The organism is Streptomyces sp. NPDC034084, assembly GCF_055575535.1.
The window spans coordinates 128,219-141,914 of record NZ_JBVISK010000008.1 but is presented as its reverse complement, the minus strand read 5'-3'; the positions used below and the strand labels follow the sequence as shown (position 1 = coordinate 141,914).

The following is a 13,696-nucleotide window of genomic DNA, read 5'->3' as shown; positions in this document are numbered from 1 at the left end:
GGAGACGCCCCGGGCCGCAGGGGAAGCCCGAGGAGACAGCCATGCAGCAGCACACCACCCCCACCCGTACCGCCCTCGTCACCGGTTCCTCGCGGGGGATCGGGCGGGCGATCGCACGGCGACTCGCCGGTGACGGGATGGTCGTCGCCGTGCACTACGGGCAGGACGCCGCCGCCGCGCAGGAGACCGTGGACCTGATCGCCCGGGACGGCGGGCGGGCCTTCTCCGTCGGGGCCGATCTGGCCACACACGACGGGGTGCTCGCGCTCGTCGAGGGCGTCCGGGCCGGGCTCACCGCCCACACCGGGGAGGCGGCGCTCGACGTCCTCGTCAACAACGCCGCCACCGGCTCCGGCGGGCATCTCGCGGACGAGACCCCGGAGCGGTTCGACCGCGTCTTCGCGGTCAACGTCCGGGCGCCGTTCTTCCTCGTCCAGGGGCTGCTGCCGGTGCTGCGGGACGGCGGCCGGATCGTCAACGTCGGATCGGCGGTCACCCGGATCGCCCTGGCCGACGAGCTGGCGTACGCGATGACGAAGGGTGCGATGGAGACCTTCACGCGCACCCTCGCCAACGTGGTCGGGAAGCGCCGGATCACCGTCAACACGGTCGCCCCGGGCCCGACGCAGACCGGTCGGCTCACCGCCGCCATGGCGGCGATGCCCGAGCTGGAGGGGATGCTCGTCGGCGGTCAGGCGCTGCCGTGGGTGGGGCAGCCGGAGGACATCGCCGACCCGGTGGCCTTCCTGGCCTCGGAGGACGGCCGCTGGATCACCGGCACCGTGATCGACGCGTCGGGCGGCACCTACCTCGGCCCCAAGCGCTGACCCAAGCCCCGTGGTAGGCAGGGGACATGACACTGCCCGAGGAGACGAACCGTCAGGACGCGATCACCGACGTGAGCGGGCTGCGCGTGGGGCACGCGCGCGTGGCCGGGCCCGGGGCCCTGAGCGGCACCACGGTGGTCCTCGCCCCGGAGGGCGGGGTCGTCGCCGCCGTGGACGTACGGGGCGGCGGGCCCGGCACGCGGGAGACAGACGCCCTGGACCCGCGGAACGTGGTGGGGCGGATCGACGCGGTCGTCCTGACCGGCGGCAGCGCGTACGGCCTGGACGCGGCCGCCGGGGTGATGGGCTGGCTGGCCGAGCGGAACCGGGGCGTACGGGTCGGCCCCGACCCGTCCCACGTGGTGCCGGTGGTGCCCGCCGCGTGCGTCTTCGACCTGGGCCGGGGCGGTGACTTCTCGGCCCGCCCGGACGCGGCGACGGGGCGGGCGGCGGTGGAGGCGGCCGCCGCGAGCGGGGACCACGCGCGCGTGGAGACGGGCGCGGCCGGCGCGGGCACCGGGGCGGTGGCCGGCGGCCTGCGGGGCGGGGTCGGGACGGCGAGCACCGTCCTGGAGTCGGGGATCACCGTCGGCGCGCTCGTGGTGGTGAACGCGGTGGGCTCGGCCGTGGACCCGACGACGGGCGCCCCGTACGGCAGCTACTTCGAGCCCGGCCGGCCCGCCTTCCCGGACCCCGCCGTCCACGAGGCCGCCCTGCGGCGCCTGGCGGAGGCACGGAGGGCGGCCGCCCCGCCCCCGCTGAACACCACGCTCGCCGTCGTCGCGACGGACGCGGCGCTGACCCGGGCCCAGGCGCGGAAGGTCGCGGGCACGGCGCACGACGGCATCGCGCGCGCGGTGCGTCCGGTCCATCTGATGAACGACGGGGACACGGTCTTCGCGCTCGCCACCGGGGCGCGGGAGCTGCCGGAGGGACCGGGCCCGCTCGCGCTGAACGAGATCCTGGCGGCGGGCGCGGACCTGGTGACCCGGGCGATCGTCCGCGCGGTCCTCGCGGCCCCGGGCGGGCTGCGCGGCCCGGGCGGCGACTTCCCCTCGTACCGTGAGCTGTACGGACCGGACGCGGACGCGTACTTCCGGTAGCGCGGCGGGAGTTGGCGGCAACGGGCGGGAACTTCCCCCGCGGGCCCCTCGTTTTCCCGAACGCCGGACACGATGTCAGACCCAGGGACTACGTTGTGCAAGCACCAAGTGACATGCGGCGACGGCCTGGAGACCCCCTTGAACGATCCGCAGGATCCTCACGATCCGTACGAGACGACCGAGACGCACCTTGAGCGGCTCCTCGGCCGGGCGCTCAACTCCTTCGACCTGCCCGACTCGACCGTCGAGCGCCTCGGCACGGCGCTCGCGCACTCCAGCGCGCCGCACTCCTCGCACCACAGCGCGTCGCTGCACCGCACGACCCACCGCCACACCTATCTGCTCGCCGACGGCAGCGCGCTCAGCCTCTGGGAGCTCGTGCACAACGCCGGCCGGGACGGCACCGAGCAGCACGAGCTGTACACGGATGAGGCGGAGGCGCGGCTCGCCGCCTCCCGCCTCCCGACCGGACCTCTGACCGGCTGGACGGCGGAGCACTCCGACGGCCGCGTCCTCGACGAGGACGACGACCTGGAGGTGCTGGGCGCCCTGCTCGCCCGCCCGATACCCGCCCAGCCCCGGACGTACGTTCCGGACAACTCCGCCGACCACGCGCGCCGCGTCCTGCGCCGCGCGGAGAACGCGGACCGGCCGGGCGAGCGGACGGCCCGCCGCCTCCGGCTGGCCTTCGCGCACCACATCACGCAGGCCTTCGGACGCCACTGCCCGATGGAGGGCGGCCGGGACGCCGGCTTCACCCTCTACGAGCACCAGTTCCTGCTGCTCGACGGCAGCGAGGTCAGCCTCTGGGAGGTCGAGCACACGGCGACGCCGGACGGCCGGCACATGTGCGAGGTGTACGAGGACGAGCACGCGGCCCGAAGGGCGATGGAGGCCCGCTCGCGGGTGCGCTGAGGGGCCGGGACCGGCGACGGGGCCCGTCGACCGGCCGGGACCGGCGTGCGGGTGTCGGCACGAGGGCGCCGGCCCCGTTCCGTCCGTTCAGGGGACGAGGGCGGGGGCGGCGGCCTCGGCCAGCCTCTGGGCGGCGAACTCGCGGTTGGCGCGGGTCTGTTCGCGGTAGCTCTCCGGCAGGTCGGGGAGGGCGAGCAGCCGGTCGCAGGCGGCGAGCGAGGCGGCGTGGTCACCGACCCAGTACGCGGTGATCGAGTACTCGAAGAGCAGCCCCCACCGGTACACCCACGGCTGGGTGAACAGCACGTCGTCGGGCGGCTCCCGGTCCAGGACGGCGGACACGACCGCGTGGGCGGCGTGGTGGCGCCGCAGCTTCCGCAGCCGTGCCACCAGCTCGTAACAGGCCTCCAGCCGTCCGGGCCGCGACTCCCAGGCCCGCGAGAGGGCGTCCATCCCGGCCGGCCAGTCCCCGGCGTCGGCCCGCAGGACGCCCGACTGGAGCAGGGAGAAATAGACCTCCTCGCCCCAGCCGCCCATGGCCGCGCGCCGCTCGTAGAGGGCGACGGCCTCCTCGGAGCGGCCCATGTCCCGCAGGGTCTGCGCGAGGTAGAAGACCGTCCGGGTGTTCGTCGGGTCCCGGTCGAGCTCGGCACCGAGGAGGCGGGCGTCGCGCTCGAACTTGTCGTGGCGCGAGCCGCCGTCGGCGTGGTCCTCGATGACGAGGGCGTCCAGGTTCTCCTGGACGTGGTCCCGGTCGGCCGTCAGGTACTCGTGGGTGACACCCTCGTACCGCCACGGCAGATCGCCTCTGACCAGGCGTTTGATGCGGTACTCGACGTTCCCGAGGTGGCGGATCATGTACGCGTCGGCGGTGAGCGCGGGCAGCCGGCCCTCCCGTCGCAGGACGTGGTCGGCGTCGAGGAGCAGCAGGAAGTCGGCCCGGCCGCGGGCGTGCGCGATGTTCAGGCTGCGGTTGTGGCCGAAGTTCACCCACGGCTCCTCGCGCAGCTCCCCGGGGACGCCGTCGAGGGCCTTGCGGATCAGCTCCTGGGTGCCGTCGGTGGATCCGGTGTCGGAGATGACCCAGGTGTCCACGAGTCCGCGGACGGAGTCGAGGCAGCGTTCGATCACCGCGGCCTCGTTCTTGACGATCATGCACAAGCAGATGGACGGACGCACGGCAACACCACTTCCGGTGGGGGTCGGGGGAGCGGTCGGGGCGGTCGGTGGGGGGCGACCCTACGAACGGGCTCCCGGAGCACCGTGCCGCCGCGCCGACGAGCCGTTCGAAGTTCGCCGACGCGTACGCATCCATTCGGCTATCCGTGCTAGGCCATGGCGTTGAGAGTGCCGAAAAATCATCAAGTCTTTGCATGCGCGATCCGATGATCCGACCAGGAGCGCGGAATCCGCCTCCCTCTCGACCACGCTCACACCGGCCGCCCGGCCGGTGGAGGAAGGAGCATGCATGCGTCCTGATGCCAGGACAAGGTCCCCGCTCGGCCCGCTGCCCCGGCGGCGTGCCTGGATCAGCGGCGGGGCCATCGCCTCGGTCGCGCTCGTACTCACCGGCTTCGCGTCTCCGGCCACGGCGGCCACGTGGGGGGAGTCCCCCGAACACGGCGCCCTGGGCATGACGTTGGCGGGCCCCCCGACCGGCGATCCCTGCGAGGAGCGGCCCCCGCACCAGGAGGACGGCCCTCCGCCGTGGGAGGAGGACGGACCGCCGCCGGACCACGAGGACGGTCCGCCACCCTGGGAGCAGGGCCCACCCCCGCACGGTGACCTCTCGGCCTTCCTGGACCACCGGCTCCAGCCCCTGATGGAGGGCCACCAGCCCCGCGCCCTGACCGAGGCCGCGCTGCGCGCCGTCGGCGGCGATGGCGGTGGTGGTGGCGGCGATGACCACTGCGAGGACGGACCCACGGGGCCGCCCGGCCCGACGGGACCGACGGGACCGACGGGACCCACTGGGCCGACGGGACCCACTGGGCCGACAGGACCCACTGGGCCGACGGGCGCTACGGGCGCTACCGGAGCCACAGGAGCGACCGGCGCCACTGGGGCCACAGGAGCGACCGGAGCCACTGGGGCGACCGGAGCGACTGGGGCGACCGGAGCGACGGGCGCCACGGGCGCCACAGGAGCGACCGGAGCCACAGGAGCGACCGGTGCGACCGGTCCCTGCATCGACATCGACGCCTACAGCCCGTCCAACACCGAGGACTTCCAGGCGGCGCTGTACAACGGCAGGGCGTTCGTCGGCAAGGCGGCCGTGCTCGGTGGGACCATCTCCTGGCAGGACCTCTCCAACCCGACGACCGTCGGGATGGACCCCGCGAACCCCAACTACCCGACGAATGCCTGCGGCATCGCCATCGAGGCACGGGGCAACGACGCCTACGTCAAGGTGATCACCACGGCGGGAACCGTCTGGCAGACCCATGGGGCCCTCAACATGGGCGGCTTCCTCTGGAACGAACCCTGGGTGGCGCAGGCGACACCCACACCCGTCGCCCTGCGCGCCTTCCGGTTCAAGGGTGACCTGAAGCACGCGGGCGCCGTCAACACGAACTGACGGCACGGCCGGCACAGGGCATACCGAAGGGCCCTGGCTCCGGGAGCGAATCCCGAAGTCAGGGCCCTTCCGCGACCGGACTCAGTGCGCGAGCACCGGCTCCTTCTCGATCACCACGGACTCCTCGGCGCCGCCCTCCAGGTGCTGCTTGGGCTTCGCCGGCAGGGCGAACATCACCAGGAAGATCACGGCGAGCACCCCCGCCGCCCAGCCCAGCGAGTTCTGGAAGGCGTCCGTGAACGCCGTCCCCACCTCGCCCGGAGCCTTGGCGAGCCGCTCGTCGTCGATCGTCCCGAAGAAGACCACGGACACCAGGCCGAGTCCGAGCGCGTTGCCCATCTGACCGGTCGTGTTGATCAGGCCCGAGGCCGAACCGGCGTGCTCCTTCGGCACCTCCGACAGCACCACGTCCGTCAGCGGCGCCACGATCAGACCCATGCCGAGACCCATGACCACCAGCGGCGGAACCATCTGCCAGGAGTGGATGCCGGTCCCGTACCGGCCCGCCTCGAAGAGGTAGAGCAGGATGCCCGCGATCATCGTCAGCGCGCCCGCCTGGAGCACCTTCCGGCCGAAGCGCGGCACCAGCTTCTGCACGGACATGCCGGCGGCCACGGAGACCGCGATCGAGAACGGCACCCCGGTCAGACCGGCCTTGAGCGGGGTCCAGCCGAGCCCGATCTGCATGTACAGCGTCCAGACCAGGAAGAAGATGCCGAGCACCACACCGAAGGTCAGCTGCACCGCGATACCGGCCGCGAAGCTCTTCACCTTGAACAGCGACAGCTCGACGAGCGGCGAACCGTCCTTCTTCGTCTTGTACTTCTCGTACGCCACGAGCGCGCCGAAGACGAGCACACTGCCGGCCATCATCAGGTGGCCCCACAGGGGCCAGTCCAGCTCACGGCCGCGCGTCAGCGGGTAGACCAGCATCAGCAGCGCGGTCGTCACGAGGAGCACGCCGACCATGTCGAGCTTGAGCGCCTTCGGCGCCTTCGACTCGATGATGAACTTCCGGCCCAGGATCAGGGCGGCGACGCCGACCGGCAGGTTGATCAGGAAGATCGGGCGCCACTCGAGACCCGCGATGTTCCACTGGGTGAGCAGCGCGCCGAGCAGCGGGCCCGAGACCGCGCCGAGGCCGATGATCGCGCCGAACATGCCGAAGACCTTGCCGCGCTCGTGCGCCGGGAAGGTGACGTGGATGATCGACAGGACCTGCGGCACCATCATCGCGGCCGCCGCGCCCTGGAGCAGGCGGGAGCCGACCAGCATCTCCTCGTTGGCCGCGAAACCGCAGAGCGCCGAGGCGAGGGTGAAGCCGGCGGTGCCGAGCAGGAAGAGACGCCTGCGGCCGTAGATGTCCCCGAGCCGCCCGCCGGTGATCAGACCGGCGGCGAACGCGAGCGCGTACCCGGCGGTGATCCACTGGATGGCCCCGAACGAGGCGCCGAGGTCCTTCTCGATGCTGGGGATCGCGATGTTGACGATCGTGGCGTCGACGAGGTCCATGAAGGCGGCGGTCATGACGATGGCGAGGGCGATCCAGCGCCGCTTGTCGCCGGCCGCTGCCGCTTCGGTGGCCGCTGAAGCTTCGGTGGCCGCTGTCGCTTCGGTGGCGGCGTCGTGTGAACTCATACGAAGAAAGATAGGAGGGATATAGGTCAGGTCGTGTCCTAGATGAGCCGCATGCTGGAAGACATGACGGACACCCCGGCACGACTCCTGAATCTGCTCTCGCTCCTCCAGACCCCGCGCGAGTGGCCCGGAAGCGAACTCGCCGAACGGCTCTCGGTCTCCCCGCGCACCATCCGCCGGGACATCGACCGGCTCCGCGACCTCGGCTACCCCGTCGAGGCGACCATGGGCGCCGTCGGCGGCTACCGCCTCGTCGCCGGTACGGCGATGCCGCCGCTGCTCCTCGACGACGAGGAGGCCGTCGCGATCGCCGTCGGGCTGCGCGCCGGGGCGGGGCACGCCATCGAGGGCGTCGACGAGGCGTCCGTACGGGCCCTGGCCAAGCTGGAACAGGTGCTGCCCACGCGGCTCCGGCACCGGGTCTCCACCCTGCAGAACGCGACGATCCCGCTGACCCGGGGCGACGGCGCCACCGTCACCCCCGCCACCCTGACCGCGCTCGCGGGGGCGGTGACCGGGCACGAGCGGTTGCGGTTCGGCTACCGGGCCGGGGACGGCACGGAGACGAAGCGGCTCGTCGAGCCGTACCGGCTGGTGTCGACGGGGCGGCGCTGGTACCTCGTCGCGTACGACCTGGGGCGCGAGGACTGGCGGACCTTCCGGGTGGACCGGGTGAGCGAGCCGTTCGCGACGGGCGCGCGCTTCACTCCGCGCGAGCTGCCCTCGGGGGACGCCGCGACGTACATGGCCCGCTCGATGGCGCGGGCCCACGGCGAGGTCGACCTCGACGTGGAGTTCGCGGCACCGGCCGAGTTCGTCGTGGCGCGCCTCCCGTCCCACCTCGTACCGACCGCGACGGCCCCGGACCGCTGCCGGCTGCGCGCCCGCGTCGCCGACTCGGTCGAGTGGCTGGCCCTGCGCCTCGCCCTCATGGACGTCGACTTCACGGTCCACGGCCCGGAGCCCCTGATCACGTACATGCGGGACCTGTCGACGCGGCTGGCGTCGGCCGTTGTGGGCAGTCGTTCCGCCGGGGCGGAACGGGTGGGCACAACGGACGGCGCCCCTTGCGGGGCCGGAAGCGCGCCGCCCACACGGGCGTGAGCCGCAACGCGCGCCCGCACCGCGCCCGGGCAGCCGGCCGCTCTAGGCCACCGCGTCGAAGCCCGTGTCGTGGGCCATCTTCTTCAGTTCCAGCAGCGCGTGCTTCTCGATCTGGCGGATCCGCTCGCGGGTCAGCCCGTGCTCCTTGCCGACCTCCGTCAGCGTCCGCTCGCGGCCGTCCTCGATCCCGTACCGCATGCGGATGATCGAGGCGGTCCGGTGGTCGAGCTTGTCGATGAGGTCGTCGAGCTCCTCGCTGCGCAGCAGCGTGAGCACCGACTGTTCCGGGGAGACCGCCGAGGTGTCCTCCAGGAGGTCGCCGAACTGGGTCTCGCCCTGGTCGTCCACCGACATGTTCAGCGAGACCGGGTCCCGCGCCCAGTCCAGGACGTCGATGACGCGCTCGGGCGTCGAACCGAGCTCCGTGGCGATCTCGGCGGGCTCGGGCTCCCGCCCGTTCTCCCGGTTGAACTCGCGCTGCACCCGCCGGATCCGGCCGAGCTCCTCCACCAGGTGGACGGGGAGCCGGATGGTCCGGGACTGGTCGGCGATGGACCGGGTGATGGCCTGACGGATCCACCACGTCGCGTACGTGGAGAACTTGAAGCCCTTCGCGTAGTCGAACTTCTCGACCGCGCGCACCAGGCCCGCGTTCCCCTCCTGGATCAGGTCGAGCAGGGGCAGCCCGCTGCGCGGATAGCGCCGGGCGACGGCCACCACGAGGCGCAGGTTGGACTTGATGAAGAGGTCCTTGGCACGCTCGCCCTCGGCGACCAGCGCTTCGAGCTCCTCGCGGGACGCGCCGCCCGCCTCGCTCTCCACCTCCGCGTCGAGTATCTGCTGGGCGTAGACGCCCGCCTCGATCGTCTGGGAGAGCTCGACCTCCTTGGCGGCGTCGAGCAGGGGCGTGCGCGCGATCTCGTCGAGGTACATGCCGACCAGGTCGCGGTCGGCGATCTCCCCGCCCACGGCGCGAACGCTGCTTGCCCGTGCGGCCCCGCTCTGGGCGGAGGTCTGACGACGGGCGACGGCACGGGTTGCCATGCGAGCTCCCTTGCTGAGTAGGTCACCGACACCCTTGCGGGTGCCCTGCATCCGACGGAAACAACGACTGGAATCAGGACAGAATTCCCACCCGGCACATGGATTTTCGCGATCATGCAGTATCCTGCGTGGCCCCGACCCCGGCCGGCATACCTCGGGTACCCACGGAAACGCAGGTCAGACAGGGCACGGAGGGTGAACCGGCGTCGCTCACGGGTCCCCGACCACACCGTCGCTGAGACCGTGATCACATGCGGCGCCACCCCTCCAGACGCCCGGGCGCGACGCACGGTTGCCTGCCCGCCCCGGTTGCCTCCACGGCGGGGGACCACCCTCCCCTCCGCCCTCCGCCCTAGGTCCGCAGCCCGTTCCGCCGCGCCGCTCCCCCGGCCTAGCGTCGCCTCCATGACCGACACCACCGGCACCCTCGACGAGGCCCTCGAACGGCTCCACACCACCGGACCAGAGCGCAACGGCTGGCTCACCAACCACGCCCCCATGGCCGTCGAGGCCCTGGTCCGCCGCGGCCAGGCCCCGGCCGTCCACCGCTGGCTCGATCACTACGCGCCCAAGCTGGAGGAGCTGCCGCCCCCGCGCCTCCCGGTCACGGCGGACACCTGGCGGGAGGCGCTGGGAGACCCGGCCCGGATCACCGACTGGACCCGCTTCTTCGCCCGCGAGCTGGCGGACCGGCCGTGGCGGGAGGTCCTCGCGGAGTGGTGGCCCCGGCTGCTGCCCGGCATCGCGGGCGGGGCCACGCATCCGGTGATCCGTACCGGTCACGCCGTACGGACCCTCCTGACGCCCGGCGCGGAGGAGACGGCGCCGCGCCGCGCCGAGCTGGCACACGCCCTCGGTTACTGGGCGGCCCGCCACCAGCCACTGCCCCCGCTCACCCCGCTGGCTGTGGCCCCTTCGGCGGCGGCCGCCCTCGACGCCGTACCGCCGGTTCCGGAGCAGGACGGCGGGATCCGGCCCCGGCTCGCGCAGCTGACGGCGTTCCCGGTCTGGGGCGAGGCGCCGGACCCCGACACGGCGAAGGAGCTGCTCACCGAGCTGGTGACGGCGGCGACGCACCGGTACGCGTCCCACGGTCACGGCGAGCCGATCATGCTGGTGCACGCGGCGACCGCGCCGAACGCGGTCCTGCGCGCGCTGCCCGCGCTCCCCCGCGAGCTGTGGGTGCCGAGCGTGGCGGCGGCCTGGTCGGCGGCGGCCGCGGTGACGGCGGCCTACACACCGCGCGAGGCCGCCCCGTACGCGCGGACCGGCCTCACCCCGGAGGAGGTCTTCGAGCGGGCCGCGGCGCACGGCGACGACCACACGATCAAGTTCACGGACACGGCGCTCGACGTGGGCGACCCGCTCGCGCTGGCCGCCGCCGTCCGCGCGATCGAGCTCAATCCGCCCGTCCTGTAGCGGCTCAGCCGAACTGGACGGACCGCTTGGCGAGCCCCATCCAGAAGCCGTCGATCACCGATCGCTCCGCGTCGAGGTCACCGGCCGCGTCGGCGGCGCCCATGGTGACGAAGAGTGGCGCGAAGTGTTCGGTACGGGGGTGGGCGAGGCGCCCGGCGGGCGACGCGTGCTCGAAGTCCAGGAGGGCGTCGACGTCGCGCGCGGCGAGCGCCTCGCTCCCCCAGGCGTCGAACTCGGCCGACCAGCCGGGGACACCGGGGCCGGTGTGGCGGAGGGCGGCGAGGTTGTGGGTGAAGAAGCCGCTGCCGACGATCAGGACGCCCTCGTCGCGCAGCGGGGCGAGCCGGCGCCCGATGTCCATGAGCCGGCGCGGGTCGAGGGTGGGCATGGAGATCTGGAGGACGGGGATGTCGGCGCCGGGGAACATCTCGACGAGCGGCACGTACGCGCCGTGGTCGAGGCCCCGGTCGGGGATGTCCTGGACGGGGGTGCCGGGCGCCCGGAGCAGCTTGCGGACGGCCTCGGCGAGCCGCGGGGCGCCGGGGGCGTCGTACCGGACGCGGTAGTAGTGCTCGGGGAAGCCCCAGAAGTCGTGGACGAGGGGGACCGTCTCGGTGGCGCCGAGCGCGAGCGGGGCCTCCTCCCAGTGGGCGGAGACCATGAGGATCGCGCGGGGGCGCGGCAGGCCGGCGGCCCAGGCGGCGAGCTCGCCGGGCCAGACCGGGTCGTCGGCGAGCGGTGGGGCGCCGTGGGACAGGTAGAGGGCCGGCATCCGTTCGGGAGTGGCGTCCATGGCGACCTTCCTCGTCCTTCTCACCTCGAAGCTTCCTTGAAACTTCAAGCTCACTGCGCCCACCGTAACGCCATGTTGTTTAACTTTCAAGAACGAGCCGTACGATGGGACCATGGGAGACATGACCAAACCCCGCTGGCTGTCCGACGAGGAGCAGCACGTCTGGCGCGCGTACCTCCACGCCACCACGCTCCTGGAGGATCACCTCGACCGCCAGTTGCAGCGCGACGCCGGGATGCCGCACGTCTACTACGGCCTCCTCGTCCAGCTCTCCCAGGCCCCGCGCCGCCGGCTGCGTATGACGGAGCTGGCCAGGAGCGCGAAGATCACCCGCTCCCGGCTCTCCCACGCGATCGCCCGCCTGGAGAAGAACGGCTGGGTGCGGCGCGAGGACTGTCCCTCCGACAAGCGCGGCCAGTTCGCCCAGCTGACGGACGAGGGGATGGAGGTCCTGCGGGAGACCGCGCCCGGCCATGTGGCAGCCGTCCGCCAGGCCATGTTCGACCGGCTCTCCCCGGAGCAGGTGGAACAGCTCGGCACGATCATGCGCGTGATGGCCGAGGGCCTCGAACCCGCGGACGCGAACGCGGACCTGCCCTGGCTCCGCTGAAAACGGACCGGAACGCGGAACCGCCCCGGCTCCGCTGCTTCAGCGGAGCCGGGGCGGTCACATCGTGACGGGAATCAGTGGACGACGACCGGCACCTTCACCAGCTCGTCCTCCGCGCCCAGGTCGCCGGACGCGGCGATCTGCCCGGTCTCCGGCTTCCCGGTGTTGATGAGGACGAAGGCGATCGTGGCCGAGACGGCCAGGATGCCGACCGCCCACCAGATGGCCGCGGCGTAGCCCTCGACCATGCCCTGGAGCTGGAGCAGCTTCTGCGCGGCCGGGGTGGTCGCGCCGGCCGCGTGGTCCGTCAGGTAGGCGGTGGTCGCCGAGGCGGCGATCGTGTTCAGCAGGGCCGTGCCGATGGCGCCGCCCACCTGCTGGGAGGTGTTGACCATCGCGGAGGCCACACCGGCGTCCCGCGGGTCCACGCCGAGCGTCGCGAGCGACATCGCCGGCATGAACGCCGTACCCATGCCCAGACCGAGGAGCAGCTGCGCGGGCAGGATGAGCCCGGCGTACGAGGTGCCGATCTCCAGCTGGGTGAGGAGCAGCATGCCGAGTCCGGCCGTCAGGAAGCCCGGGGCCATCAGGAGCCGCGGCGGGACGCGGGTCATCAGGCGCGTGCCGATCTGGGTCGACCCCACGATCATGCCCGCGATCATCGGCAGGAACGCGAAGCCCGTCTTGACCGGCGAGTACCCCTTCACGACCTGGAGGTAGTACGTCAGGAAGAGGAACAGGCCGAACATCGCGATGATCGCGAGACCCAGCGACAGGTAGACACCGCCGCGGTTGCGGTCGGTCACCACGCGCAGCGGCAGCAGCGGGGACTTCACCTTCGACTCGGTGAGCGCGAAGGCGACGAGCAGCACGGCGGAACCGACGAACAGACCGATGGTGCCGGCGTCGCTCCAGCCCTCGGACTCCGCGCGGGTGAAGCCGTACACGAGCGCGACCAGGCCCAGGGTGGACAGGATCACGCCGGGGATGTCGAGCGCGGAGCGGTTGCGGCCGCCCACGGGCTCCCGGACGACCAGGTACGCGCCGACGGCGGCGACGACGGCGAAGGGGATGTTGACGAAGAAGGTCCAGCGCCAGTTCAGGTACTCGGTGAGGAAGCCGCCGAGGATCAGGCCCACGGCGCCGCCGCCGCCGGCGATCGCGCCGTAGATGCCGAAGGCCTTCGCGCGCTCCTTGGCGTCGGTGAAGGTCACGGCGAGCAGCGAGAGCGCGGCGGGCGCGAGGAGCGCGCCGAAGGCGCCCTGGAGCGCGCGGGCACCGAGCATCATGGCCTCGCCGGTCGCGGCCCCCCCGAGGGCGGAGGCGGCGGCGAAGCCGATCAGACCGGTGACGAAGGTCCGCTTGCGGCCCCAGAGGTCGGCGATGCGGCCGCCGAAGAGGAGCAGACCGCCGAAGGCGAGGGCATAGGCGGTGATGACCCACTGCCGGTTGGCGTCGGAGATCCCGAGGTCCTGCTGGGCGGAGGGCAGGGCGATGTTCACGATCGTCGCGTCGAGCACGACCATCAGCTGGGCGAGGGCGATGAAGATCAGGGCTTTCCAGCGGCCGGGGTCGGCCTGGACCGCGGTCGTGTCGGGGATTTTCGGCATGGGGGTAGCCACCTCTTGGCGCGTACTGGTGAAAAAGGGACGTAAGTCTCAGGGG

12 protein-coding genes are annotated in these 13,696 nt (G+C 72.6%); 7 read left to right on the top strand and 5 right to left on the bottom strand.

What is annotated here, in order from left to right; translation table 11 throughout:
* Positions 1 to 41: 41 nt before the first annotated feature.
* The 3 genes from ACZ51I_RS27380 (at position 42) to ACZ51I_RS27370 (ending at position 2,845) form a co-directional block, all read left to right on the top strand.
* Positions 42 to 827: an SDR family oxidoreductase gene (locus tag ACZ51I_RS27380; protein ID WP_468880867.1), complete on the top strand. Its 786-nt coding sequence runs from the start codon at positions 42 to 44 to the stop codon at positions 825 to 827.
* A 26-nt stretch (positions 828 to 853) separates the two neighbouring features.
* On the top strand, positions 854 to 1,930 hold the full coding sequence (locus ACZ51I_RS27375; RefSeq protein WP_468880865.1) for a P1 family peptidase: 1,077 nt from the start codon (positions 854 to 856) through the stop codon (positions 1,928 to 1,930).
* A gap of 72 nt (positions 1,931 to 2,002) precedes the next feature.
* Entirely contained in the window at positions 2,003 to 2,845 is an 843-nt protein-coding gene (locus ACZ51I_RS27370) for a DUF6227 family protein (RefSeq protein WP_468880863.1), read from the top strand.
* Positions 2,846 to 2,932: 87 nt separating this feature from the next.
* On the opposite strand, the gene ACZ51I_RS27365 is transcribed toward ACZ51I_RS27370, so the two are convergent.
* Positions 2,933 to 4,000, bottom strand: coding sequence for a glycosyltransferase (locus tag ACZ51I_RS27365; protein ID WP_468880860.1), 1,068 nt, complete (start codon positions 3,998 to 4,000; stop codon positions 2,933 to 2,935).
* Positions 4,001 to 4,313: 313 nt separating this feature from the next.
* On the opposite strand from ACZ51I_RS27365, the gene ACZ51I_RS27360 reads away from it, so the two are divergent.
* Complete coding sequence (locus tag ACZ51I_RS27360; protein ID WP_468880857.1) at positions 4,314 to 5,423, top strand: hypothetical protein; 1,110 nt, start codon at positions 4,314 to 4,316, stop codon at positions 5,421 to 5,423.
* Positions 5,424 to 5,504: 81 nt separating this feature from the next.
* On the opposite strand, the gene ACZ51I_RS27355 is transcribed toward ACZ51I_RS27360, so the two are convergent.
* Positions 5,505 to 7,061: an MFS transporter gene (locus ACZ51I_RS27355; protein ID WP_468880854.1), complete on the bottom strand. Its 1,557-nt coding sequence runs from the start codon at positions 7,059 to 7,061 to the stop codon at positions 5,505 to 5,507.
* A gap of 63 nt (positions 7,062 to 7,124) precedes the next feature.
* Between ACZ51I_RS27355 and ACZ51I_RS27350 the strand changes: the two genes are divergently transcribed.
* A complete protein-coding gene (locus ACZ51I_RS27350; protein ID WP_468880851.1) occupies positions 7,125 to 8,165 on the top strand; it encodes a helix-turn-helix transcriptional regulator in 1,041 nt (346 codons plus the stop codon).
* 42 nt (positions 8,166 to 8,207) lie between these two features.
* On the opposite strand, the gene ACZ51I_RS27345 is transcribed toward ACZ51I_RS27350, so the two are convergent.
* A complete protein-coding gene (locus ACZ51I_RS27345; RefSeq protein WP_468880848.1) occupies positions 8,208 to 9,209 on the bottom strand; it encodes a sigma-70 family RNA polymerase sigma factor in 1,002 nt (333 codons plus the stop codon).
* A 405-nt stretch (positions 9,210 to 9,614) separates the two neighbouring features.
* Here ACZ51I_RS27345 and ACZ51I_RS27340 point away from each other — a divergent pair, with 405 nt between their 5' ends.
* Positions 9,615 to 10,628, top strand: a complete 1,014-nt coding sequence (locus tag ACZ51I_RS27340; RefSeq protein WP_468880845.1) for a questin oxidase family protein — start codon at positions 9,615 to 9,617, stop codon at positions 10,626 to 10,628.
* A 4-nt stretch (positions 10,629 to 10,632) separates the two neighbouring features.
* On the opposite strand, the gene ACZ51I_RS27335 is transcribed toward ACZ51I_RS27340, so the two are convergent.
* Positions 10,633 to 11,421: a dioxygenase family protein gene (locus tag ACZ51I_RS27335; protein WP_468880842.1), complete on the bottom strand. Its 789-nt coding sequence runs from the start codon at positions 11,419 to 11,421 to the stop codon at positions 10,633 to 10,635.
* Positions 11,422 to 11,542: 121 nt separating this feature from the next.
* On the opposite strand from ACZ51I_RS27335, the gene ACZ51I_RS27330 reads away from it, so the two are divergent.
* Positions 11,543 to 12,031 carry a MarR family winged helix-turn-helix transcriptional regulator gene (locus tag ACZ51I_RS27330; RefSeq protein WP_468880839.1) on the top strand — a complete coding sequence of 163 codons (489 nt, stop codon included), beginning with the start codon at positions 11,543 to 11,545 and terminating at the stop codon, positions 12,029 to 12,031.
* A 74-nt stretch (positions 12,032 to 12,105) separates the two neighbouring features.
* On the opposite strand, the gene ACZ51I_RS27325 is transcribed toward ACZ51I_RS27330, so the two are convergent.
* On the bottom strand, positions 12,106 to 13,641 hold the full coding sequence (locus ACZ51I_RS27325) for an MFS transporter (RefSeq protein WP_468880836.1): 1,536 nt from the start codon (positions 13,639 to 13,641) through the stop codon (positions 12,106 to 12,108).
* Positions 13,642 to 13,696: the final 55 nt, after the last annotated feature.

What these genes read in the sequence shown, in the direction of transcription:
- ACZ51I_RS27380 (WP_468880867.1), top strand. Translation starts at nt 42, where the DNA reads ATGCAGCAGCACACCACCCCCACCCGTACCGCCCTCGTCACCGGTTCC.
- ACZ51I_RS27375 (WP_468880865.1), top strand. Translation starts at nt 854, where the DNA reads ATGACACTGCCCGAGGAGACGAACCGTCAGGACGCGATCACCGACGTG.
- ACZ51I_RS27370 (WP_468880863.1), top strand. Translation starts at nt 2,003, where the DNA reads ATGTCAGACCCAGGGACTACGTTGTGCAAGCACCAAGTGACATGCGGC.
- ACZ51I_RS27365 (WP_468880860.1), bottom strand. Translation starts at nt 4,000, where the DNA reads ATGATCGTCAAGAACGAGGCCGCGGTGATCGAACGCTGCCTCGACTCC.
- ACZ51I_RS27360 (WP_468880857.1), top strand. Translation starts at nt 4,314, where the DNA reads ATGCGTCCTGATGCCAGGACAAGGTCCCCGCTCGGCCCGCTGCCCCGG.
- ACZ51I_RS27355 (WP_468880854.1), bottom strand. Translation starts at nt 7,061, where the DNA reads ATGAGTTCACACGACGCCGCCACCGAAGCGACAGCGGCCACCGAAGCT.
- ACZ51I_RS27350 (WP_468880851.1), top strand. Translation starts at nt 7,125, where the DNA reads ATGACGGACACCCCGGCACGACTCCTGAATCTGCTCTCGCTCCTCCAG.
- ACZ51I_RS27345 (WP_468880848.1), bottom strand. Translation starts at nt 9,209, where the DNA reads ATGGCAACCCGTGCCGTCGCCCGTCGTCAGACCTCCGCCCAGAGCGGG.
- ACZ51I_RS27340 (WP_468880845.1), top strand. Translation starts at nt 9,615, where the DNA reads ATGACCGACACCACCGGCACCCTCGACGAGGCCCTCGAACGGCTCCAC.
- ACZ51I_RS27335 (WP_468880842.1), bottom strand. Translation starts at nt 11,421, where the DNA reads ATGGACGCCACTCCCGAACGGATGCCGGCCCTCTACCTGTCCCACGGC.
- ACZ51I_RS27330 (WP_468880839.1), top strand. Translation starts at nt 11,543, where the DNA reads ATGACCAAACCCCGCTGGCTGTCCGACGAGGAGCAGCACGTCTGGCGC.
- ACZ51I_RS27325 (WP_468880836.1), bottom strand. Translation starts at nt 13,641, where the DNA reads ATGCCGAAAATCCCCGACACGACCGCGGTCCAGGCCGACCCCGGCCGC.